Here is a 25,705-nt window from a genome sequence, read left to right on the forward strand (position 1 = left end):
AGTTTCTATCAGATTTTAATATAATTGGAATCCACACATTATGCCTCTAGCTTTTGCTCCATTTCCATCAAAATTTGCATCAGTTGCAATTGTGATAGTCGATTCAGGTGTTAAGCCTGTAAGGTTAAAAGTGTAATAGTCTGAATCAGTAAAGGTAACAGTGAATGTTCCGGTTCCGGCTACACCTGTATTTGGCTCTGCTGTAATATTATCATCACCTGATACACTACCACCTCCATTAACTTTTATATAAACAGTCATTGTTTCTTTATTCCATGCGCTAGCATAGAAAGATAATTTTTTGTTGCCACTGACTCCTAAAGCTCCAGTTGTAAATGTTCCACTTTTTTTGCCAGTGCCTAGTTTCAATCCTTCAATAGTCGTTTCATTAATAGATAAATCTTGAGAGTAAGCATTTACTTTATCAGAACCTTGAGCGAATAAGAAGGGAGTCATAGAAGTAAATGTTCCTTTGGTATCATTTCCTCCTTTTGCTGATACCTTTATAGGCACAGTAACGCTGTTACCATTAGTAATACTGATGGTGAGGTTCTGCTTAACATCGTCGCTGCTTTCGTTAGCATTTGATGTAACTATTACTTTGCCATTTTCGAGTTTTGCTGATAAAATACCGTTTAATTGGCTTATAGAAAGTGTATTACTGCCTTGGTTTACAGTCGTAACTTCAATAGTCTGGCTTCCACCCGTAGAAGAAAAACTAACAGATGATGGATCAACCGATACAATCATAGGTTTATTGGAAGCGAATCCACTCACATCTTCAAGATTACGAGGCATTAATTGGCCTGCACTTTGATAGATAGAAGCAATACCTGTCATTGACGCCGTCGCAGCTGCATATGGTTGATTTTCGAATGGAGATGCATTCTTGTTTATATTAACAGTGAATGATGTTCCTGCTACATTGAATGTGTGGTTTTTACCAGCTTCACCGTCTTTCCATACTCCTGCCGTTGCAATGTTGACATTCTCAACAGTTACAGGCATACATACAAATGCTGCTAATTGAGATAGAGTGACCTTTACAGGGGTTACTGTATTATTTTCAGAAATAACTTCAATGTTATCTGCTGAGAATCCCTCAACTTGAGGTACGTCATAACGTTTATATATCTTTGCTACATCTTTTTGTAATGTAACTTTGATTTCCTGTCCTAATGCATATTGAGTTACATCTATTTGGTTGTTGTATAAGGAAAGTGCATTGCCCGCTGTTGTAGCTCCTTTGGTCATTAGATAAAGAGTACCATAAGAGTAGTTCTTTCCTGCAGGGTCACCACAAATCACACCTTGAATTACATAGTTTTCATCTACTTCTGTAGCAGTTCCTGTCATTTTAGTAACCAAATCTGCTATAGAGATAGGAGTTGTGGTAGATTCCATGGCAACAAAAGTTTTAGGCTCACCATAAATAGTATTGGAAGCGGTTGTTGCATAGGCGCGGAATGCATATTGATTGTCTTTAGTCAGATTGGTAACAGCTACTGTCCAAGGATTTTCTTTTACTGATGCAGCTGTCTTAGTTGCTTTTGTCCAATCTATGTCTGTTACAGTTCCAGTACTAAACTCGATGTATTGTACACCAACTTCGGTAGCTTCAGCAATATCGAGGTTGAAAGCAGAACCTCCTAAAGTTGCAGAAGTACCTGTTATTGTTTTTGCGTCTGTAGTTGTAACTTTAGGTTCTCCTGCTGCTCCTAAGTCGATTTCTGTACCACCAGCACCTGTTGCTAATGTGATATCATCTAAACGAATGGCTGAGGCATCTAAGGCTGTGAATCTAATATACAGATTTTCTGGTACTTGTTTTAATGTGAAGTTTGCTGTTGCAAAAACCCAATAAGGATAATCAGCATCGCCATTATTTTTAGTATATGTAATTGGGGCCCAAGTTGTACCATCAGCACTTAATGCTACTTCAAACTTAGAAACATCGAAAGTGTTGTCATATGTTCCGTTGTTGTTTACAGAACGGCTGGCTCCAAATGTTAACTGTAGATTCTTTTGTCCGGAGGATAGTGTGATCTTATTGACATTGAAGCTTGTAGGTGTTTTTCCAAAGAATACAATGTTGGGTCCTGATGCACCTGCATAAGCATCTGTATTTGCTAATCCACTGTTACGTACTGAAGCATTCTCTCCTGTGTAAGTCACAGATTCTGAACCAATACCTGTCTTATTCCATCCTTCATATTTGTCAACGTAAGGCCAATTGTTCTTATCAACTTCGATTGTGCCAACATTGTCGTTGTAGATTACTACAGATGGCTCTACACTTCCGCTTGTAATCTTAACAGTCTCTGACATCAACACACCCACCTTGTTAGAAATTTCGATAACAACGCTGGCTTCGTCATTGATATTTTCCGGAATGCTAACTTGGATAGTAGCAGAACCTTCACCTTCATATTTTGATAGAGTAACCCATGATTTATCATCCTTTACTGTAGCTTTCCAACTACGGTTAGTTGAAATGTCAAAAGAAGCTTGGCTTCCGCTGGCTGGTTGACCGTCTAAGCCGAAAATCAAGGTTGTAGGCGAAACTTCGAGGTATGGAGCCTCGGTATCATCATTGTCGTCAACGCAACTTACGAAAGCTGTGCTAACCATTACAAGCATAAGCCCGTAGAATAACTTCAGAAAGTTCAAATTTCTCATTTTGTTGCTTTGTTAATTAATTAATAAAATTTTTGTGAATCATTTATCTTTTTATTCTCTCTCGATAATAATAGTTTAGCAAAGTTATTTTTTTCTATGAAACATGCAAAGTTTCTAACGTCTTTTTCGTATTACAACTGTGTTAAATTTTAGTGACTTAGGAATCGGTTATGAGGTGATTTCTTACATTGACGAATAGATTGATTCTTTTTATCTTCGATATATAACATTGTGAAAGAATTTAGAGAAGTTTATTACTTTTTTGAAAGATTTGCATTACGTCTTTATTGGGCTTGGGTTGGTTGGTAATTGCGTGTTTACGGAGCATTAAATGGAATTTCTTTTGAATGAATATCATTTGTGATTTGATGGATAGAATCTTAGTCGTATAAAATTATTTTAATATTGGAATACTGAAATACAGTATTGGAGATGAAATCGTCTTCTTGCTTTTATCTTGATTATGAAATCTCATTGTATAAACTATTTATCTCTTCTTTTTATGCTTTGATTTTAGAATGTTCTGTGCCGGCTCGGTAACTCTAATTCTTCTCCATAACCTCTCCATCCACCCATCCTCTGTTTTGCTTAGCGTATCAGACACCATCGTGATCACCTGTTGGTTTAACCTGTTTTGTTCAGTTGCCATCGCTTGCCGTTTTTCGAGCAGTGCGATTGTTTTTTTGCTGATGCTGAAGGTCTTGTTTTTGTAATTCGATGACTTCAAGAGATAGTTTGCATATTTCTGCTTGATTCATAAAGAGTTGCTCCAACGTCTGAATGTATTCTTTGGTAGGAAGAGTTTCGTGCCAGCACAGGAATTTCTGAAGGCTCTCTTCGTCAATGATAAGAGTAGTCTCAGTGAAAGATGCGGTAATTGCTTCTGTTTCTGCCCACAAACAGACGTTTTCCTCTTTGACTTCGTATTTGTGTACGGCTTCGTCTATGCTAATTCATTTCGGCATAGTGTTTCTTTGTTTATGTGTTTAACAAAAAAGAGTGAATAAGTCTTGGTAAGTGTGGTGCAACAAGCATCCCTGCATTTTGCTTTCCAGTCGGAGGGTTGTGGGGTATGGGGATTATGAAGGGAACCGACCGGATACAAAAGAGGCATGGATGCTGTTGAACCATTATCTGTACTCGAGGTCTAGCAAACCCTACTAAAAGATAATGATAACAACAGACATCCACGCCAATCGTTTATATATAACACATCCATAACTGATATGTTGATATATAGCAATTCACGTGGAGTATCTGTTGTATCATCTCTCTTTAGTATGAAATTGCTAGTTTCGAGTACGAGAGACAATACGTTATTTACTCCAATAAAGTAATAAAAAGCACTACCCGCTTATTACATCTCGCTGATGTGCAGAAAGTGTATGACAAAGATATATGTTTTTGGGGAATAATATGGAAAAACGGAAATAAATAAAAGAAGTCCGATATTTAGAATGGCTTTTTTGTGTTTGGTTGAATAATGTTTTCAAGATGTTGTCTACCATTATTCATAGCGCATTTATCTCTTTCGTAAAGCAATGCTTTGTATCTTCAAAAGCTATGCTTTATGGTTGCTAAAGCATTGCTTTAGATAACCGTACGTCAGATGTTACGAGCATCGCTTTCACCTTCACTTTTTCCTCCCAACCTCTTATCCATCAGTGGTCTCGGGTGAAGGGGCGGCTATTCACCTAGTGAGTGGAGAAAACATTGTAAATGTTTGAAATAAACTATTCAATGATTTGAAATAAACATTGGGAAGAAAAAAATAATCTATTAGCATCTTTCGATTAGGTTATAGCTAATACGAATATCATTATAGCAAAAACAAATTAGCTTATAGCAAAGTGAACGATTTCTTTATGGTCCAATATGAAAATTGGATGAAGGATCGGTGAAGGGCGATGTGCTTCACCCGTTATCGCTTATGGATAAAAGGTTTCGAAGAAAAGGTGAAGGATATCCACCTATTTGAAAACTTATAGTGTGACGTGTAAAAACATCTGTCTTTGATGGGAAGGGTTTCGTGCCAGCGTAAGAAGTTACGTAGGTTCTCTTTGGCAATGATCATGGTACAGCACACGGTACTTTTCTTTGTGTTATGACTGTAAAGAGATGTATTGACGTCTATAACATTTCCTATTTTTAAGGAAATATTAATTCGTTTGTTTCCTGTATTTTAGGAAATAAAATATGGGATTCTAAATATAATATCTTTTAGTGCACAACTTAATCTCCTTTAGTGAATAAATTAATTCGTCCGCCTATAGGCGGACGGAAAGATGCCTATAGCCGGACGAATTAATTTATGAATGCGCAGACGTTATTTTCTATAGAGAAAACTATTATTCTATTATGCCGTTGTTATTAAGGTTTTGAAGGTTTCGTATAATCTTTTTTATCTCTTCTTTTACTATTCTTAACTCCGAAAGTTTCGTAACGATAAAGAAACCATCTACTTTTACCCCCGATTTTGTGAAGAATTGAAGGAATCTTCGTCTAATAAACTAAAAACTAAAACATTTGGGGCATGAAACACAGACTATTGCTACTATTACTATTCGTGTTCACCGCAGTGATGACAGGGTGGGCACAAAATTCTGCGACTCCCTCGTATATCATTAAAGGTGTACTTTTAGATTCACTGACTCAGGAAGGAGAACCTTACGCAACCATTAAGATTACTAAAAAGGGTGCTCCGGACAAAGCTATCAAGATGGCGGTGACCGGTGCCAGCGGTAAGTTTCAGGAGAAACTGAATGCAGCGGCAGGAGATTATGTGATTACTATTTCTTCCATCGGTAAGGCAGTTATCACCCGAGAGTTTACGTTGAAGCCGTCGGTTAAAGTCATTGATCTGGGAACGATGCTTTCGGCTGAGGCTACCAATGAACTGAAGGGAGTGGAAATTGTGGCGCAAAAACCTTTGGTTAAGGTAGATGTAGACAAGATAGAGTATAACATTGAAGACGATCCCGATTCGAAGTCGAACAGCATACTGGAGATGCTTCGGAAAGTGCCTTTGGTGACGGTGGACGGAGAAGATAATATACAGGTGAACGGTAGCAGCAGCTTTAAGGTGCACGTCAATGGAAAGCCCAATAACATGATGAGCAACAATCCGAAAGAAGTGCTGAAAAGCATGCCTGCCAATTCCATTAAATATATTGAGGTGATAACTTCGCCGGGTGCCAAGTATGACGCCGAAGGAGTGGGAGGTATTCTGAATATCGTGACAGTAGGCGGTGGATTCGAAGGATACACAGCAACCTTCCGGGCGAATGCCAGCAATTATGGCGCCGGTGCCGGTGGCTATGCAATGGTCAAGCAGGGTAAAATGACCGTCTCTGCCAATTATAACTATAACTACAATGACAGGCCGCGCGGCTATTCGGATAGCTATCGCGAAAATTACGAGTCGGAAACGGAAAAGTATCTTGAATCAAATAGCAGTTCCAAGTCGAAAGGCAACTTCCAGTATGGAAATCTGGAAGCCAGTTATGAAATCGATACACTAAGACTGCTGACGGTAGCTTTGGGAATGTATGGCAGCAACAGTAAGAATTATGGTGATGGCTTTACCAACATGTACGGCGCTAACCATGAGGATATAGCCTACAGCTATCGGATGGACAATCATGGAAAAGGTTCCTGGTACTCCATTAATGGAAACATAGACTATCAGCGTACCTCCAGAAAGAACAAGCAGCGGATGATCACTTTCTCTTATAAGATTAATACACAACCTCAGACAAGCAATTCTTATAATACCTATAAGGATATTTATCCCGAAGATGAGATGGAGGAACTCGTCAAGCGGCTGCTGTTGAGAAATTATCATTCGGACGGAAAGACCAATACAATGGAACAAACGTTTCAGGTGGACTATACCACGCCGATTGGTAAGTTACATACTATCGAGGCGGGTGCGAAATATATTTTCCGCCGCAATACCAGCGACAATAAACTTTATGAAGCGTCCGGAGGAAGCGAGGATTATTTATACAATGAAGACCGCAGTAGCGACTATCGCCATTTGAATCATATTTTGGCGGCTTATCTCGGATATACACTGAAATACAAAGATTTCACTTTCAAACCGGGTATGCGGTATGAGCAAACCATACAGCGCGTGAAGTATATTGTTGGTCCGGGTGAGAATTTCCATACGAACTTTAGTGACCTCGTACCTTCTGTTTCACTGGGTATGAAACTGGGCAAGACTCAAAATATACGGGCGGGTTATAATATGCGTATCTGGCGTCCGGGCATCTGGAATCTGAATCCTTATTTTAATAATCAGAATCCGATGTTTATCACTCAGGGAAATTCGGACTTGAAGAGTGAGAAAAGTCATTCGTTTGACTTGTCTTATAGTAATTTTGCGGCGAAGTTCAATGTCAATCTGTCGTTACGGCATTCGTTCAATAATAACAGCATAGAGAATATAAGCCGGTTGATTACCGAACCGGGAGGGGAGATGTTTGACGATAATCCGGAACATGTGGCACCGGAAGGAGCTTTGTACAGTACGTATGCCAATATAGGAAAGAGCCGGAATACGGGATTAAGCTTTTACCTTAACTGGAACGCATCGCCTAAAACACGCTTGTACGTCAACGGACGCGGAAGTTATAGCGACCTGAAAAGTGAGGCGCAGGGATTGCATAATTATGGATGGAACGGTTCTTTCTATGGCGGTGTCCAGCACACTCTTCCATTGAAGATACGGTTAAGTCTGAATGGTGGCGGTAGTACTCCGTACATTAACCTGCAGGGAAAAGGTTCCGGTTATTATTATTATGGTTTGGGGATCAGCCGTTCTTTCATGAAAGAAGAACGTTTGAGCCTGAACTTGTACTGCAATAATATATTTGAGAAGTACAGAAGCTATAACAATCATACGGAGGGCGTAAACTTCCTGTCGAAGAGTAGCAGTAAATGGCCGAGCCGCAGCTTTGGATTTAGTATCAGCTACCGGATTGGCGAACTGAAAGCCAGTGTGAAGAAAGCAGCCCGAAGCATCAATAACGATGACGTGAAAGGCGGCGGAGAAGGTGGAAGTACCGGTGGCGGAGGTGGTCAGTAGACCACCCTCACCTTCAATTCATAAGATAAGCCGGGGAAATCCGGCTTTATTATTTGATGTCTGTTTCATTACTTTAAAGAGAACAAAATATTAGTGTTAGTGAAACGTCAGCCGGCTGAGCCCGATCTTCATTTTTGATTTGCTTTCTTCTGACTGGCGGTGTATAGGCGACTCCAATAAAGAGAAATCGACAGGGAAAGGAGCTGCCATTAATACGAAATTCTCAGTTGACATCCTGCTGAACTCAATGGTTTGTTGCGGGAATGAAACCGTGCTTTCGGCAGGAAGCAGGTAGTTGGCAAAATGACCTTGCTTGTCCGGCTGGAGTACCAGATAAGTACTCAGGGAACTGTCTATATTCAGCACATTGACGAACAGCGTGACAAGGGAATGATTGGTGGCCCGTACGTAATAAGGATTCTTCAGGTTGGAACCGTCCGGTTTCAGAACCGAGCCGTCCTGATGTGAAACCAGTTCGAAAGTCAGCAGATAATTACTTTTCTGTGAAGGATCTTTCTGTACAAAGACCTCTTGCAGGGTTTCGTTGCCCGATACTTGCAGGCAAGCGCACATTGCCTGGATAAACTGTTGGTTTTCTTCTTCTCCTCTGTATCCTGTGGTGGTCACTTTGCCCAGTTTCCGGTTTGGCGCTGTGTCGTCGGTATTGCTGAAAAGCTGGTCCTTGATATATCGGAGATAGTTGGCAGACAGGCGAAGTACAGAAGGTTTCATGTCGTGAATATATTCCTTGACCGTCCATGTACCGGTACGGTTCAGGCTATACAGCAATTTGGCATCCTCATTCAGAAGAGTTAACTGGCTTTCTTTGCCTATCGTTATTGTTTGCAGCGGAAACAATTTCTGTTTGGGCTGTATGGGGTGTCCTGCCGATTTTACATTGCCCGCAACGGAGTAGACAATGTACGAATCTCCTCCCTGTTGCGCTGTGCCCGGAGAAAGGATAGCGATCAGAAGAAAAACTGCTGTCAGGATTGTTTTCATTGGATGCCTGTTAATAAGTAAATAATGGGAATTCCTCATTCCAGCCGTCAAATCCGGGAATCTGTTTCCGGTTATTGTCGCCTTTAATAATTTCCTTCATTCGCTTGCGCAGGAAATTCATGAGCTCGACGGTGGTCAGTGCCTTTTGTCCTTCTGCCTTTGCTTTCCCTTCGAATGCTTCGATCAGTGCTTTGGTGAAAGCACCGTTTTCCCACTCCGGCAACTCGTTGGAAACGGTATCATCCTCGCTTGATGCATAAATATATCTTCCCGGTTTGGCACGGTTCATCTCCGAAACAACCTTCTGCATATCTAGCGAAGACACACTCCGGCGTCCCTGTAACAGTGCCCCGGAGTAGCAGGCATCGGCAAATACAACTACCTTGCCACGTATATCGTCCAGATAGCCCGAGAATCTGTCGGCATCGATGCAGGAACTGCGGATCATTTCTATATTCGCATCGACCGGTGCCAGATAGAATCGGTCTTTGTTATCTTTTAGTCCGTGTCCGGCGAAGAAGATGAAAGTAAAGTCGGTACTTTCTGCCCTTGCCGCCAACTGACACAATTCGTCTTCAATCTTCTGGCGGGTAGCTTCCTTGTCTGAGAGCTTGGTCACATAGATATTTTCATAAGGCGCATGCTTTTTCTTCTCCACCACCCGGACGAAATCATTCATGTCTTTCACCGCCATTTTCAACGGAGGGTGAATCTGATCGTAATCATTGATTCCGATAGCCAGCACGTAAAGATTAGGCCGTATCAGGTTTTCTTTCGATTTGTCCCATTTGAGCCGGAGGAATTCCGTTTCACTCCATCCCGTATTATTACGGGCGGAGATGGATATGCTGCTATCGTCTTTGGGCAGAGTCACCGTCACGCTTCGTCCCTTTTTTACGACACGCGCTGTCGGCTGTATCTCACCGTTGACTGTGACCTTTACTTCTTTTACCGGATTGTCCGGCGGAGTATCTACGCTGTAACGGATTTCCAGTTGAGTTTCACTGAAATAAGGGAAACCTTCCGGCGGAATAATTTTCACGACCGGTGAGGCCGGTGTGACAGGGGTTTCACCGGTAACGAAAGAAGCCGGTATCGGACTTTCGTTTTGAGCAAAGGCCGGCTTTTTCGACATAGCATTGATTCTGTCCAGTTCTTTTTGTACATCTGCGCCTTTTTTCTGGGCACGTGTATAAAGAACTTTGGCTTTTTGCAGCCACGACATCGCTGTATCATAGTCTTGGGCAATGCCTTTGCCTATATAGTAACAATATCCTAAATTCACCATTCCATCCGGATGGTCCTGTGCTGCGGCCCTCTGATACCATGCCAGGGCGTACATATCGCTCTGATCCACACCTTTTCCCGAAAAATAACAGTTACCTAAACAGTTCTGCGCTGTGGCATCTCCTCTCTCGGCAGCCTTGCGATACCAACTGGCAGCCTGTGTATAATCCTGCTTGGCCCAGTATTCGGAGGCTTTGCTCATTATCTGTGCAGTGGTTGGTGTTTGTTGCGCTATTGTTGAAGCGAGGACCGTGCAAAGTAACCATAATATGCATACTGTTTTTTTCATAAGTAAAGTGTTTTTTCCGGGTGTTTCAACTTCTTTTTCTCTTGCAGCCATAGCAGCCAGCCCACATAGAACGAAAGCGCATTACCTGTCAGTACGATGCCGGTGAATGCATATATAAGACTAATGCTGTAGTGGAAGAAATGATTGACTATCAGGTTGATAAATACCAATAGTATAGTTACCAGAATAGCGGAAAGGGTAATACGGATATTATCCGTTTTCTCGTATTTGATGTGCAGGTAACTGCATGTCACTACAAAGCAATAGGTCAGTAGAAAGCCTAACACTACTCCCAGCCAGACCGGCATCTCAGTAATTTCCCGATGGTGGATAAGGGTATGTGCAGAGAGTGCCACAATTTCCGGTCCGCTAAGGTCTCCTACAGGTGTCAGATGCAAATCTTCCTTGCCCGAAGCGATGCCTATCACTACTATTTTATCTTTAAAACGGTCGGCGAAAAGGGAAATATCGGTGGGGAGTACTTTGCGAATGTGTACGTCCGAATAATTGATCAGTTGCTCAGCATCCTTCTCATAACGGAGGCTTGGCTGGTAAGCAAGTGCGATTTGTAAGGGGAGCGAACGAAGCATATCGTCTCCGTTGGTGATCGTGGTGGTATAGGTTCGCAGGCACTTGCTGTATGTGTTGTTCATCGTTGTATTGGTATATCCTTCACGAAGCTGCGGTAGGGCAGGGGTGAAGAAGGAAGACAGTACACTGTTGTCGTCTGATATTTCGGAGGCCGTTACAATTGTAGCCGGAATGGTATCGAGTGTCTGCATCAGGATTAGATTGTCTTCAGAACGGTCATCGTCCGGAAACATGATATCCAGTGCGATCACTTTAGGAGAAGTAGCAGCTACTTCGGCAATTGTCTCTGCTATGGCTTTGCGGTTGCGGATGGAGGTTACGTCTACCACAAAGATCTCATTACTTTCCGGCATCGAATTCCTGTCTGACAGGCGAAGGAAGAGATCGGACAGGCGGAAATCTTCGAATGCACGGGTTACCGGGTCGAAGAAAGAGGTGTTCAGCGGAATATAGATCACCAAAAATGAGAAAAGGAAAATCCCTAACGTAATGTAGAGGTGGCTTCGGTGTAGCCAGAAGCGAAAACTCCAGAACTTATGTTTCATGGCAGTACCTCCTTCTTTGCTCCAATTTTAGGTGTCGGACAGGTGCAGATACAGACAATACCTTCAGGTAATTGTTGCCATCCAATTCGGAAATTCTTCAGTGAGAGATCTGTCTTAGAAGTGAAAGCGTCGATAAGGGCGTGCATTGATTTATTGCCATCGGGCGAGGCATCATTGGGGACATAGGATTTGATAGTTGAACTTACTTCTGCCTGAATCATCGAAGCAGTTTCTATCAAAACAGTAACCAATGCGTCGGAACAAGCTGCGATACCGTCTTTAGATTCTCCCATACCAGTGGAACAAATTTGTTCTGCAATATTTTCTTTGACTGTACCATAAATTCCGGCTTCTATGATTAACTGTCCTTTTGTAATACCTGTGCAATATAAAGGAAAAGGAACTCCTTCCGATGTTCCACTAAGTTTTGAAATACTATTGAATATCGATTCAATCTCTTCTTTTTCATTCGATTTTGTAGAACTAGATATCACGCTTGCGACAGATACTACTTTATTGCAAAGTGGAATTTGCGTGAGGACTCCTATCCACGCCCGTCCAAAGGAATGCTGCAAATCATAAGAAAACTTCAGGCCCATTTTCTCTTTGTTCGCTTGTGGAGGGTATTCTGCATAGCGATAACTGGTTTTGCCGGGTAATACGTTTTCCCCTACTTTTACTGTGATCTCTTCTTTACCGTTATTCTTGTTGTAAACGACAGATTCACTGTAGGAATGGTGTCCCAACGTAGTTGCGATGAGGCTGCTTACCAGACAGGAATCAATCCCGGAGGAATGGTTTTTCTTGCTGACGTCCCTGGTGAAAATGATTTTATTATTGGATTTACCTTGTTTTACCCGACATAGTACAAAGTATTCTCCGGATGGGTGTGCGTATAATTTTTCTAGTGCGCATTCAAAACCTGACAATTCCAGTCGTGCTGCTTCCAGACGTCGAGTGGATTCTTTTTTTCCTTCTACATCTATTTCTGAAGTAGTAATGGTTTTGAAAGGTAAACCTTGGGTCAGACAAAAGTTCAGTACGGCACGTGTCTGGGCTTGTAGTAAGGCCAGACCGGCATCATCCATGACTTCGGATACTCCCAAATAAAGACCTTCCTGATTTTCGAATACCCAGGGAGGCAGTTCGTCTTTTGCTGCACAGACGCGTACAGAAAAAGAGAAATATACGAATAGACACAAGAAAAGTGATAACCTCATAATTATTTGTCAGCAGTATTAAAGTCTTGAACTTTTCTGCAATATTCGCTAAAAAATAGAACATGAGCAAAAAATATGCTAATAATTTGTAAAGCAGTACTTTCTAAGTTCTTAGAAAGGGACGTGTTTATAGACAAGGAGGATGTGTCAAATTTAGACACATCCTCCTTGAGAGCGGGGAGTTGAGATGCTTTGAGGCAACTCTTGAAAATTAGATGATGGTTGGTTTCTTTATTTCTGCCTTACATCCTGCTTGTTGGTATTAAAACCTAGCTTGGTAAGTCCTGCCTGTACGTCGGGATGGCTCATAAAGAGTTTCCATAGCAGCCCTGTGCGGTAATTTTCAATCATGACTGCGATAGGCCCTTGGTCAATGGCAAGATAACGTTGTGGATACCAGTTGTCCGTTTCGCTGAAAGCATCGTAGAATCCGAAAGGACCGAAGACTTTATCACCCATGTTGTATAGGTAGCGCATCACTTGCATCGAGTACTCAGGAGTATAGACGATGGACGAAAGGGCGGCGGTAGGGGAGATCACCCCTTTGTCATCCTGTTCGTTTGGTGAGTGGGCAGCATAGCCGTCAACGGAGTAGCTGGCTGTCAATCCCCAGCAGTCCGGTCCGAAACCTTTGTAATGCTTGGGATTACGGATGCAGTAAGCACGATTCACGAGTGTCAGGTTCCTCATCTCGTGGAAGTAGCTCGGACAATATTCATCTTTTAATCCTACCGGATCGAGCCCCAGGAAAGAATACTGTGCCCAGAAAAGCGGGCCGGCTTCTGTACCCTGGTAGCGAAGATGCAACTCGATACCTTCCACTTTATGCGGAGAGACGATAGCCCCATTCTGCGCCCAGCCATCGTGATAGACGGCTGCCGGAACTCCGTGGGTAGGAGAGGCTGCGGCGAGGATATACATAATCATACATTCGTTATAGCCATGTATCGGGAAATCCATTTCCCAACCGTATGTGGGGCTCCAGTGCCAATATAACACGTTTTGTCCTCCCTTACGATACCAGTTCCAGTCGACGTCCCGCCAAATTTGGTCGATACGTTGGGCCAGAGCTTTTTCTTTCTTGTTGCCATTGATATAATACTGGTGTACGGCAAGCAGACCTTGCATCAGGAAAGCGGTTTCTACCAGGTCACCTCCATTATCTTTCTGACCGAAAGGTTTCACCTTTCCCGTATCGCCATACCACCAGTGCGGATATGCTCCGTGAAAGCGGTCTGCTTTTTCGAGGAAGGAAACGATACGTTCCATTCGTGCCAGACCTTCTTCGCGGGTGACGTAGCCACGGTCTATTCCGGCAAGAATAGCCATAATACCGAAACCACTGCCGCCCGAAGTAACTACATTGGCGTCGTTTTGCGGATATACCCCGTCTACATGATACCGTTCGGGCGCAAGCCCGCTGTTGGGTTCGGCACCCTCCCAAAAGTAGAGAAAGGTGCGACGCTGAACGGTGTCCATCAGGGCGTCATCCGAAAGTTCGGAACTGGCGGTGGTTTGTCCGCCAGTCTTGTTCTTACACGCTCCTGCCGTCATTATGAGGCAGAAAAGCACAATATAGAGAGATAGTTTTTTCATTGATTGTGGATTTAAATGAGAGAATAAGATTTAGGCACGGATTACACGGATTTCACGGTTTTAAGAGATTGCGCAGTTAAAGACCGTGTGAATCCGTGTAATCCGTGCCTATTGTACGATTTTTATTTTAGCGTGAATCGTGCGGATTTCACGTCCCGGCTGTTTGTTCCGATCATTACTTCAAACTCACCCGGTTCTGCTACCAGTTGCAGGTCGTAGTTGTAATACCTCAGCATTTCCGGTGCAATCTTGAACCGTACAATCTCTGACTGTCCCGGTTCGAGGAATATCTTCTGAAAGCCTTTCAGTTCTTTCACCGGACGGGTGGTACTGCCGACAAGATCCCGAATGTAGAGTTGCACTACTTCTGATCCCGGCCATGTCCCGGTATTGGTCACCATTACTGCTGCCGTCAGCTCTCCCGTCATATCGATGGTAGAACGGCTCAGGTCGATATCCCCGTAGGAGAAGGTCGTGTAAGAAAGTCCGTATCCGAATGGATAAAGCGGTTCGTTGTCTACATCCAGATAATTGCTGCGGAACTTTTCGAACCATTTGCCTTGCGCCAGCGGACGTCCTGTATTCTTATGCGCATAATACAGCGGAATCTGACCGACATTCTTCGGGAAGCTCATGGTCAGTTTTCCACCCGGATTGACATATCCGAAGAGCGCGTCGCCAATGGCATAAGCAGCTTCGCTGCCTCCGAACCATACATTCAGAATGGCGGGTACATGCTCCTGCTCCCAAGTCAGTGTCAGCGGACGGCCTGTAAATAATACCAATACAACGGGTTTCCCGGTTTTCAGCAATTCCTTCAACAGGTTTTGCTGTACATCCGGAATGTTCAGGTCGGTACGGCTGCTGCTTTCTCCGCTCATTTCGGATGACTCTCCGAGGGCGGCGATGATGATATCCGACTGGTTGGCTACTGTCAATGCTTCATCCAGCAGTTGCTGGTCTGTCCGGTTATCACGGTTCAGCGAACGTCCGAACATGGTGGCACGTTCTTCGTAGGATGCGTCACTGATCAGATTGCTGCCTTTGGCATAAAGAATATTGGCTTTTCCGGCAGTCATTTCTTTCAGTCCTTCTACCAACGACGGACACCGGTCGAGTACGGCAGCTACGCTCCATGTACCGGGCATGTTTGTCCGGCTGTCGGCGAGCGGGCCTATCACGGCGATGTTACCTTTCGGATTGAAGGGAAGAAGAGGTTCCGCAGGAGTTCCCGGAATGAGTGTCACGTCGTCGTTCTTTAAAAGCACAAAACTTTCTGCGGCAATTCTGCGGGCAGCGTCGCGATGCGCTTTCGTAAAGATGTCACGTGCAGGACGTTTCGGGTCGCAATATTTGTAGGGGTTGTCAAATAATCCCAGTTTGTATTTAGCTTCCAGAATACGGCGGCAGGCGGTATTCAGTGTTGCCATAGAAACCTTGCCTTCCTGAACAGACTTTTTGAGTGTGCCGACAAAGCCCTCGCTTACCATATCCATGTCTACTCCGGCATTGATGGCACGTGCGGAAACTGTTTGCAGGTCGCCTATACCGTGGTCGATCATTTCAGAGATTCCGGTGTAGTCGGTTACTACAAATCCGTTGAAGCCCCACTGACCACGCAGTACGTCTGTCATCAGCCACTTGTTGGCGGTAGCAGGCACACCGTCTACTTCGTTGAACGATGCCATCACACTTCCTACACCGGCTTCAACAGCAGCTTCGTAGGGCAGCATGTATTCATTGAACATCCGCTGGCGGCTCATGTCTACCGTGTTGTAGTCGCGTCCGCCTTCCCCTGCGCCATACAGTGCAAAGTGTTTTACGCAGGCCATGATTTCGTCATTCCGCTGCATATTCTTTCCCTGATAACCGAGTATCATTGCTTCGGCAATCATTGCTCCGAGAAACGGGTCTTCACCGCTGCCTTCGGAAACACGTCCCCAACGTGGGTCGCGTGAGATGTCCACCATCGGGCTGAATGTCCATGAGATACCGTCGGCACTGGCCTCTATGGCTGCAATGCGTGCCGATTCTTCAATGGCGGTCATATCCCAGGTACAGGACAGTCCTAACGGAATGGGGAACATTGTTTCGTATCCGTGGATGACATCCATACCAAACAGCAAGGGGATACCCAGACGGGATTGTTCTACTGCCTGTTTCTGTACATCACGTATTTTCTCTACTCCTTTCAGATTGAACAGGCCGCCCACTTCGCCCCGTTTTATTTTGGCGGCGATGTCACTGCTTTTGGCTTGTCCTGTAGTGATCTCTCCTGCGACGGGGAGGTTCAGTTGCCCTATCTTTTCTTCCACAGTCATCTTCTTCATCAGTGCGTCGATGAAACGGTCCATGTCCTGCGGCGATTTCTGCGCTGCCGCACTCAGGAAGCCGGCAGTGAGCAGTAGAAATGAAAAAAATATTTTCTTATTTATCATATCGTTTTATCTGTTTAATTTTTAAGCACGGATTACACGGATTAACACGGTTTTCAATAGCCTGTCTAATCTCTTAAAGCCGTGAAATCCGTGTAATCCGTGCCTAAATTTATTATTTCATATTATATTAATAATCCGGATTCTGTACCAGCACTCCCTTTGACTTGTCAATCTCTGATTGAGGCAAAGGCAATAAGGCATTCTTGGCCTGATAGTTTACTTTTCCGGCGGCGTGCAATACATCCGCAGCGATTCCCCAACGTACAAGGTCATAGAAACGGTCGAACTCAAGTCCGAGTTCCACGCGGCGTTCGTGGCGGATGGCTTCCCGCAATTCTCCCTGATCGGTGGTTGTTACTTTCGGCAATATATTCGTATTGCTGCCTCTGGCACGTGCGCGTACCATTTCCAGATAATCTATTGCTTCTCCGGGGATATTCTTTTCGTTGGCAGCTTCGGCAGCCATCAATACTACGTCCGAATACCGGATCAGACGGATATTTACCCAGAAACCTTTGTTGGTGTATTCTTTACGCAGGGCAGGGTCCGTATAGGCTTTCTTGTTGAAGTAAGCTCCCATAGCCGGAGAAACGGGTGACTCACCATAAGGCTCGTTGGTGTTTTCCGGAGTAATAGGCTCATCGTCCGATTTACGGAAGTAGAGCAGCGTAGCGTTCTTACGAGGGTCTCCTGCTTCGTAGGCGTCTGCCATAAACTGGGTGGCCATGTGCCATCCCCATCCTAAGTCCCACTGACCGGCTCCGCGTATGCCTTGCACTTCGCAGAACTGACTGCCGATCACTTCACTTTGCGGGAGAGCGGCTGTGGCTGTACATTGCAGTTCGAATATGGAACCTCCGCTATTCTCACCGTCATCGGTAAATATTTCATTATAGGGTGTTTTCAGATTATATAAACCTTTATTGATAACGTCGGTAGAAGCTGTGTACATATTGTTCCAGTCGTTGCGCATCATATAGGTACGGGCATGAAGTGAACGGGCGGCCCCCCAGGTCAGTCGTCCGGTATATTCGGTACTCCATGTTTCGGGCAATGACTCTTCCGCTGTTTTCAGGTCGGTATCAATCTGCTCGTAGATTTTATCAGCAGTCGTTTTCGGAATGTTGGCTTCCGAAGCGTCGTTGATCTTGTAAGTCACCAGAGGTACTTCGCCAAAGGCTCTCACCAGATTGAAGTAACAGTAAGCACGGAAGAAAGAAGCCTCTCCTTTGTTGATGATGTCTTCGGCTTCCGTTTGTCCGGCAGTTTCTTTCTCGGCAATGGCGTCGAGGATATCATTACATTGGTAGATGACGGCGTAATTCTGTCCCCAGTAAGCCCCTAACAGACCGTTGGTTGGAGTGTACAGAAAGTCATCGTACATTTCGGCTACGTCCGATCCGTCGCTCGGAATACTTCCCTTTTCGGAATCTTCGGAACGCAGACAATGGATGGCAAGGGCGGGGGTGCCGGCAGTGATGTTGAAGTTACGCATCATGGTATAGACATTATAGATTTTACCGTTGACCAATGCGTTGGGATTGTCGTCTTCGGTAAATTGTCCCTGCGGACTCCGGTCCAGAAAGTCGCTGCAACTGCTTATTAGCAAGGCAGAAGCGGCAATGAAAGTGGAAAAAAGATATTTATTTAGTTTCATACCATTATTGTTTTAAAGATCAAAAAGTTAGGTTGATACCGAAGGTGTAGACGGCGGGTACGGGGTAACTGCCATTGTCTACTCCGAAGGCGGTAGCGCTGCCACCCAGTTCCGGGGTGTAGCCGGTGTTATGCTTCCATGTCTTCAGGTTTTGTATGTTGACATAGACTTTCAGTGCCTGCAGGCGTATCTTGGCAAGCAAAGACTTGTCGAATGAGTAGGCAAGCTGCACGTTACGGATGCGGAAGAAACTTCCGTCTTCGATGTAATAATCCGAATTTAACGTGTTGATGGAATGTTTGGAGTTCAGCAATGGCTGGCTGTTGGAAGTGCCTTCTCCGTGCCAGCGGTCCATGCGTTGTGCCAGATAGTTGAACTGTGCAAAGTTGTAATTGTCCCAGGTACGGAAAATCTCGTTACCATGCTGTCCCATCATGTCGATACCCAGTGACCAGTTCTTATACGTTAGTCCGAGCGAAAGGCCATAGGTGAAATCCGGTGTCGGGTTACCTATCATTGTACGGTCTTCCGGGGTAATCTTGCCGTCTCTGTTCACGTCGGCGAACTTCAGGTCACCGGGAGTGACTGTGGCAAGGGTGTTTTCGGGCGATGCATCGATGTCGGCTTGCGACTGGTAGACGCCTGCTACTTTGTAACCATAGAAGTATCCGATAGGGTAGCCTGCCATGGTGTAACTCTGCTGTTTATCTCCGGCAATGATGGAGTATCCATCCTGAACGAGGCTCTTCACCTTATTCTTGATGGTGGTCAGGTTGGCACTGACAGAGTATCCCCAGTCACCGATCTGGTCACGCCAGCTGGCTGCCATTTCAACGCCCATGTTCTGGATTTCTCCCAAGTTGCCGATGCCGGGCACTGTTCCGGAGATACCGGGCACTTCGGCTAGCAGGTCTTTTGTCCTTTTCTTATAATATACTCCTTCAAAATGCAGGCGGTTGCGCAGCACGTTCGTTTCGAAACCAGCTTCCCAGGCTTCTACTTTTTCCCAACGCAGATTAGGGTTAGGCAGATAGGCGAGCTGGTATCCGGGGTAAATAATGGATGGCTTGCCGAAAACTGCTGAGTAAGCATTTGTCAATAGAGGTTCGGCGGGGTAGGCTTTGTCCAGATTCTGGTTACCTAACGTACCGTAAGATGCCTTGAGTTTCAACATGTCGAGCCATTTGATATCTTTCATAAACTCTTCTTCGGTCATCAGCCAGCCACCACCTAATGAGAAGAAGTTCTGCCACTCATTGCCTGTGTAGGAGAAGGCGGAAGAACCGTCCCGGCGGAACGAACCGTTGAACAGGTATTTCCCTTTGTAGTTGTAGATCACACGTGCCAGCATGGATACCGTACTCCGTTCCCATTGGGTACTTCCGTTGGTAGCTGTTGCGGCATCACCGATACTGACAAACCATTTGTCCGGATCGTCAGGAATAACCAGACCGACACCTTGTTTGCGTGCTCCGTCCAGTCGGCTCAGCGAATTGTAATAAGTGGTGAAACCGGCTGTAGCAGTCAGGTTGTGATTGCCATTGTCAAAGCTGTTGGTATAGGTCAGCAGATAGTCGCTCTGTACTTTCGTTTCATTTTCCTTGAACTGGCTGACTTCCGTTTTGCCGGTTCCCAGTGTCACGACATCTCCTGCAGCTGTATCGTCGTACACTTTCATGATAGGCAGATAAGTACGTCCGTTGTTGGAAGCATAGTCCATAGAGAACATCGCTTTGAAGGTGAAATGTTTCAGAAAGTCCACTTCACCATAGATATTACCCGATGCCCGGTAGTTTTCGGCTTTGGTCGTATTGGCTTTCAGCTCGACGTCTACCATCGGATTGTTGATCTGTGCTTTCTGAAATTCGGGTAGAACGCTGTATAAGCCGTATTCCTTATTGTATACCGGTGCGATAGGAGTGGCACGGAGAGCCCCCAATACCTGCTTGGAATCAGCAGGTAGCGTACGTGCCCCATTGAACTGGAAGCCGACTTTCAGAAAGTCCGTGATTTTGTAGTCATTACTTGCATTGATGGTCACTTTGCTGAACTTCTCATGTTTGATGTTTCCTTGTTCGTGAGAGTAACCTACACCCAGATAGAAGCTGTGCTTCGGAGAAGCTCCGGTAATGCTGATATTATTGTTGGTGATGAAGGCAGTCTGAAAAATCTCATCCTGCCAGTTGGTATTTGCATTCCAGCCGCTAAAGTCGAACGGATCGTCTTTTTGATTGGCGAGCTGTTCGCTGTACAGTTCCCTGAATTGCGGCCCGTTAACCATGTCCACTTTATCTACTACTTTCTTGAAACCGAAGGAGGTATTGATGTTTACCAGTGTCTGTCCTTCTTTGGCTTTCTTAGTGGTGATGATGATGACACCATTCGCACCGCGCACACCGAAGATGGCAAGTGATGACGGGTCTTTCAGGATTTCCATAGACTCGATATCTTCCGGATTGAGGAAGTTGATGTTATCATTGAATAATCCGTCTACAACATACAACGGTTTGTATCCGTTGATGGAGTTTGTACCACGGATACGGATTTCGGGGTCGGCACCGGCACGTCCGGAGTTTACGATTTGTACACCTGCCACTTTACCCTGTAGGGAAGATAATGGATTCGTCGCAGGTTTATTGGCTATTTCCTCTCCTTTGATGTTAGTGATAGAACCTGTCAAATCTCTTTTCTTGGCACTACCGTATCCGATAACTACTGTTTCGGCTAGCATCTGCGAGTCTTCTTTCAGCGTGACGTTGATCACATTCTGCGTTCCGACTTTGACGCTTTGTGCGTTCATTCCTACATAAGAGAATACCAGTACGTCTTCCGGTGTGACGGAGATTGAATACTTACCGTCCATATCGGTGATGGTCCCGGTGGAAGTTCCTTGTACGAGCACCGATGCACCGATCAGCGGTTCATTGGTGGCATCTGTTACCGTACCAGTCACAGTCTTTGTCTGTGCAAAGGCAGATGCGGAGGTCAGCAACAAGCAAGTGAGCGCCACTATGCTCTTAAACCAGATGGTTTTCTTTTGAAGATCTTGTAAAAGTCTAGTCCTCATTGCATTAAATTTTTCCATTCGTTATTATTTAGGTTGAAGTTTATTCTGCCGTCTTCCGGCGAAAGTAACAAAGTGAACAAATAAAATGCAAAAAAGATTTTGGAAAGACATAGAAAGCTCAATTTTAACATTGTCAGAATAGGTGTAGATTATTTTTATTTGTCTTTTTGTTGCTTGTTTACTTTTCTTTATGTACATTTGTAAAACGAAAGAAATAATGAAATTACATAAATATTCAATAACAGGATTATTCTTTTTCATATTTCTCTTTGCCTGCCATCGAGATAGTGATAAAACGTCTCTTTTACATCGTGCCGATTCGCTGATGCAAGAGTTTCCTGACAGTGCTTTGGCTATTCTTGAATCGATTCCACATGTGGAAAAATTGTCTGGTTCTAATAGGGCTGATTATGCAATATTTTTAACTCGCGCAAGAACTAAGATGTATATTCATGAATCAAGTGATTCGTTAATTCGGTATGCAGTAGATTATTATAAAAGAAGTTGGAATGATGAGCGAAAAATGCAGGCTTATTATTATCGGGGCTGCGTGTATCGGGATATGCGGTGTATGGATTTAGCAGTGAAAGATTTTTTGCAAGCACTGAAGGTTATTCCTAAAGAGAGTGAACATCTTTATTTGGGGGCAATTTATGAGAATTTGGCGGGATGCTATGAGGAGCAGAATCTTTATGAGGATGCTATGCGTGCGCATCATAAAGCGCATGAAATTTATATTAAGCAAAAGAAAGATGATGGCTTATTTTATGCTGTCAGAGGAATAGGGTATGTTTTTATGCTTCAACATCAACTGGATAGTGCTTTGGTCTATTATCAAGAGGCATTGGATATTGCTGAAAATATAGGGGAAGATTATTATAAATCTCTTATATTGGGTGAATTGGGTATTTTATATAGCGAAGAAGGAGAATCTCAGAAGGCAAATCAATATATATCTGCTTCTATATCTTCTGCACCTGCAGGTACTAGTTTATTCACAGAATATCTCTGGAAAGGAAGGATTCTGCGAAACTTGCATCAAATAGATTCTGCACGATACTATTTGAATCGGAGTAAATCTTCTCCTTATATATATAATCGTGGAGGGAGTTATGGCGAATTATATAAACTAGAGAAGGAGGAGAAAAATTATCCTGCTGCTATAGAGGCTGCAGATTCTTTTATCTATTATCTTGATTCGATCTACGATACGACAAAGGCGGTAGAAACAGCTCATTTGGTTGATAAATATGAAATCGAACTTTATCAACAGAAACTCGGAGGAAGATATAAGATAGAGGTCTTATTACTGTTGCTCTTCTTTATCATTGGAGGAACGGTTTATCTTTTGATTGATAAAAGTCGTAAAAAGAAATATCTTGAACTGCAAAGTCAGTTAATGAAGAACCGTACGGATATTCTTTCTGGAGACATTGAAGGTCAGGATAATAGTGAATCTGATTTTATAAAAATGCTGGAGCCGAGTTTAAAACTTTGTCTTCAGTTGTTTCGAAGGACGGAAGTTTATGAAAAACTTCTTTTCTTAGAGAAAAAGATGGGAGTTGATGTCTCTTTAAGTATTCAAGAAGGGCAGATAATTTGTGAGAGTATTTATGAAACTTTTGGTGACATTATGCTTAAATTGAAAATTCAACACGTTGATTTAACAAAAGAGGACTTGCTTCATTGCGCATTTTTTTTGTTGGGTTGCTCTAAAGAAACAATCTTATTATGTACACGTGCTTCTGAAGGAGCATTTAAAAGTAGGAAAAGTCGTATGAAAATTAAATTGGGTGAAGACTTTTTTGAATGGATGACTACACGGCAATACCTTGTTTTATAGAGGTTTACTGGGTGTGTGACATCTTTGTGACTTTTCTGTAACTCTTTTGTAACTTACTACTGAGGCCTATATTTAATCTTGTAACTTAATTGTGACCAGATAGCTGAATTTATTTAAGTCTTATCCCTTACATTTGTACCATAACCAATAAAAGCAAGTGTTATGAGAATAAAACTATTATTACTACTTTGTAGTTTGCTTGTAATAGGGAAGTGGGCATCTGCGCATGATATTTGTTTGCAAAGAAAAGCACGCCCCAATCCAATGGAAATACCCATTTTCCCTCCTTCTGAGAACTGTGCTATTCTTTCTAATATTCTTAATGTAAATTTCGATAGAACGAAAGATTATGCTACCATTACTGTGACGAATAAAGCTACTGGTGAAATTGTGCATTCCAAAACTTATCACAACACTAACTTTGTCATGATTGATATGTCATTTTGCGATAAAGGAGAGTATACTATCTATATTACTTTGGATGATTGTTTGTTGGAAGGTATATTTACTGTGCAATAAGAAATAAATTGTGAATATACGTTTGTTACAATAATCCTAAAGTGACTTTTACGGTGTTTTTACAAAAAACTATATTCCTTGTGGAACTAACAATAAAAAAGAATGGAGGCCAACGTTCTATTATTAACATTCATCTTTTTCCAAGTTTCGTGAGTGTTGTATTCTAAAACTGGAGAGTTATAATCAATAATGTTCTAAATCTAAGATTTTATGAAAACTAAATTGTTATTTATGCTATTACTATGTAGCTTCTATTGCGTTTCATGTTCTGACGACGTTAAAACAGATGTAAAAGAGAAAACAGAAGTTGAAGTAAATTATGTGAAATTGAACGAGGCTTTAAATCTTTATAGCCAAGATTTTGCTGCGACTCATGCTACGTCCACAAGTACAAGAGGATTTTGGAAGTGGTTCAGAACTGTGTTGGCTTGTGATGCTACGGGTGCATTATTAGGCTCTTCTCTTGGAGGTGGAGGTGCACTAATTGGTGGTGCTATTTTTTCTGCGTTAGGTGCATCTTGTGCTTATGTTGTTCCTAGACCGGAACTTCCTAACGAAGTGGCTTTTGTGAGAGATATTCCTTGTTTAATGGAACAGGAGGATAGCATTGGATTTTCGCATAATGCAATTCTTCTTGAAATAGCAGAAGAGAATGAAGGTATCTTTGATCAGAATTTGACAGCTGAAGAATGGACAAATCTTATTGTGCCCAAAGCGGAAAAATATGGTTACTCTTTGTCTGCAAGTGATGAAGATGCAATAATGAATAATGTAAAAACGATGCCACTCACATCTGAGCTTATGCAAAGTGATGAACAATTAATATCATACTATAAAGCGAAAGCGCCTGAGTATGCTCAGCAGTTGGATGTGATTCATAGCTATGTTTCAACAGCAAGTCTGATAACTAATGAAGATGATTTGAAAGAATATACACAAGGTTGTGTACAGATTATATCTGATGCTCAATTACCACTTACTGAACGTAAGGCCCTGGTTTCTTCTGTGGTAGTCGCGGAGAGTAGTGCGATCTTGTGGATAGAGCCGGAAGAGGTTGTCTCTTTAAAGCCGTAATAATAAGTGTAAACAGCAATAGTCACATGAATTGGTGATATCTAATGTCATTATTCATGTGACTATGGACATAAAAAATAGTAAGATGAGAAAACTTATTTTATCTTTCTTATTTGTGCTTTCTGCTATGGTGGGATTTGCACAAAGTTTCTCTAAAGATAAGCTTTTTATCTCAGTAGAGGGTGGAAAAGGTGTATTGTTTGGAAAATCAAACTTGTCACCTTTTGGTATTGGTTATCGTGGAGGGTATGATGGAGGTTTGATGTGTAATGTGAAAGCGCTCTATCGAATTGATAAGTTTTGGGTTGCCGGATTAAAATTTAACCTCTCCGGTACTTCTGCCAATTATGCTCTTGATGATGGCACGAATGTTGCTGACAATGTGGATCTTTGGTACTTAGGACCACAACTCGGATTTAAAATACCAATAAACGAAAGAACTTTTTTTAGTTATGTGTTAGGAGTTGGTTATCTGCATTATCGAAACGAAGGGCGTAGTAATGCTGATTTTAAATGTAGCTCCGGTGCATTTGCCGGGAATATGGATTTTGGAATTGAATATAAGTTGACAGGCCATCTTGCAGTAAACGGAGGATTCTCGATTTTAACTGGCGATTTTAAAAAGATAAAAATGACACTTGATGATGTGGAAGAAACGTTGCGACCTGATAAACTTGATAGAATCTATGTACGGCGTCTTGATTTCCAATTGGGGTTAATTTTTTGCTTTTAATATAAATATCCACGAAAAAAAACATCAAAGGTCTTGATAATCAGAAATGTTAAATGTCTTAGTGGCATTGAGG

General features: G+C 43.0%; 15 protein-coding genes. 5 read left to right on the plus strand and 10 right to left on the minus strand.

The window, feature by feature from the left end; all coding sequences use genetic code 11:
* Positions 1–15 precede the first annotated feature (15 nt).
* Together HMPREF2794_RS08670 and HMPREF2794_RS29485 are read right to left on the minus strand one after the other, a co-directional pair.
* The gene (locus HMPREF2794_RS08670; RefSeq protein ID WP_070751338.1) at positions 16–2,679 is read right to left on the minus strand and encodes a DUF5689 domain-containing protein; all 2,664 of its coding nucleotides are present in this window, start codon (positions 2,677–2,679) and stop codon (positions 16–18) included.
* A gap of 638 nt (positions 2,680–3,317) precedes the next feature.
* On the minus strand, positions 3,318–3,578 hold the full coding sequence (locus tag HMPREF2794_RS29485; protein WP_240052997.1) for a hypothetical protein: 261 nt from the start codon (positions 3,576–3,578) through the stop codon (positions 3,318–3,320).
* 1,634 nt (positions 3,579–5,212) lie between these two features.
* Here HMPREF2794_RS29485 and HMPREF2794_RS08680 point away from each other — a divergent pair.
* Positions 5,213–7,771, plus strand: a complete 2,559-nt coding sequence (locus tag HMPREF2794_RS08680) for a TonB-dependent receptor (protein ID WP_070751339.1) — start codon at positions 5,213–5,215, stop codon at positions 7,769–7,771.
* 96 nt (positions 7,772–7,867) lie between these two features.
* On the opposite strand, the gene HMPREF2794_RS08685 is transcribed toward HMPREF2794_RS08680, so the two are convergent.
* From HMPREF2794_RS08685 to HMPREF2794_RS08720, 8 genes are all read right to left on the minus strand, one after another.
* Positions 7,868–8,773, minus strand: a complete 906-nt coding sequence (locus tag HMPREF2794_RS08685; RefSeq protein WP_070751340.1) for a hypothetical protein — start codon at positions 8,771–8,773, stop codon at positions 7,868–7,870.
* A 10-nt stretch (positions 8,774–8,783) separates the two neighbouring features.
* Positions 8,784–10,349, minus strand: a complete 1,566-nt coding sequence (locus HMPREF2794_RS08690; protein WP_168166594.1) for a caspase family protein — start codon at positions 10,347–10,349, stop codon at positions 8,784–8,786.
* Positions 10,346–11,485, minus strand: coding sequence for a CHASE2 domain-containing protein (locus HMPREF2794_RS08695; RefSeq protein WP_070751342.1), 1,140 nt, complete (start codon positions 11,483–11,485; stop codon positions 10,346–10,348). The genes HMPREF2794_RS08690 and HMPREF2794_RS08695 overlap by 4 nt, the downstream gene beginning before the upstream one ends.
* A complete protein-coding gene (locus tag HMPREF2794_RS08700; RefSeq protein ID WP_070751343.1) occupies positions 11,482–12,705 on the minus strand; it encodes a hypothetical protein in 1,224 nt (407 codons plus the stop codon). The genes HMPREF2794_RS08695 and HMPREF2794_RS08700 overlap by 4 nt, the downstream gene beginning before the upstream one ends.
* Before the next feature lie 231 nt (positions 12,706–12,936).
* Positions 12,937–14,301, minus strand: coding sequence for a glucoamylase family protein (locus tag HMPREF2794_RS08705; protein WP_070751344.1), 1,365 nt, complete (start codon positions 14,299–14,301; stop codon positions 12,937–12,939).
* Positions 14,302–14,423: 122 nt separating this feature from the next.
* Positions 14,424–16,739, minus strand: a complete 2,316-nt coding sequence (gene bglX / locus HMPREF2794_RS08710) for a beta-glucosidase BglX (RefSeq protein WP_010536278.1) — start codon at positions 16,737–16,739, stop codon at positions 14,424–14,426.
* Positions 16,740–16,866: 127 nt separating this feature from the next.
* Entirely contained in the window at positions 16,867–18,396 is a 1,530-nt protein-coding gene (locus tag HMPREF2794_RS08715; protein WP_010536279.1) for a RagB/SusD family nutrient uptake outer membrane protein, read from the minus strand.
* Between the two features lie 19 nt (positions 18,397–18,415).
* Positions 18,416–21,481 carry a SusC/RagA family TonB-linked outer membrane protein gene (locus tag HMPREF2794_RS08720; RefSeq protein WP_083312041.1) on the minus strand — a complete coding sequence of 1,022 codons (3,066 nt, stop codon included), beginning with the start codon at positions 21,479–21,481 and terminating at the stop codon, positions 18,416–18,418.
* A gap of 199 nt (positions 21,482–21,680) precedes the next feature.
* On the opposite strand from HMPREF2794_RS08720, the gene HMPREF2794_RS08730 reads away from it, so the two are divergent.
* From HMPREF2794_RS08730 to HMPREF2794_RS08745, 4 genes are all read left to right on the plus strand, one after another.
* The gene (locus tag HMPREF2794_RS08730) at positions 21,681–23,306 is read left to right on the plus strand and encodes a tetratricopeptide repeat protein (protein WP_070751346.1); all 1,626 of its coding nucleotides are present in this window, start codon (positions 21,681–21,683) and stop codon (positions 23,304–23,306) included.
* Positions 23,307–23,468: 162 nt separating this feature from the next.
* The gene (locus tag HMPREF2794_RS08735; RefSeq protein WP_022302189.1) at positions 23,469–23,825 is read left to right on the plus strand and encodes a DUF3244 domain-containing protein; all 357 of its coding nucleotides are present in this window, start codon (positions 23,469–23,471) and stop codon (positions 23,823–23,825) included.
* A 210-nt stretch (positions 23,826–24,035) separates the two neighbouring features.
* A complete protein-coding gene (locus tag HMPREF2794_RS08740; RefSeq protein WP_010536283.1) occupies positions 24,036–24,899 on the plus strand; it encodes a hypothetical protein in 864 nt (287 codons plus the stop codon).
* An 85-nt stretch (positions 24,900–24,984) separates the two neighbouring features.
* Positions 24,985–25,632 (plus strand): outer membrane beta-barrel protein, encoded by a 648-nt coding sequence (locus HMPREF2794_RS08745; RefSeq protein WP_070751347.1) that lies wholly within the window; start codon positions 24,985–24,987, stop codon positions 25,630–25,632.
* Positions 25,633–25,705 lie beyond the last annotated feature (73 nt).

The organism is Bacteroides sp. HMSC067B03 (assembly GCF_001811315.1).
GTDB classification, from domain to species: domain Bacteria; phylum Bacteroidota; class Bacteroidia; order Bacteroidales; family Bacteroidaceae; genus Bacteroides; species Bacteroides faecis.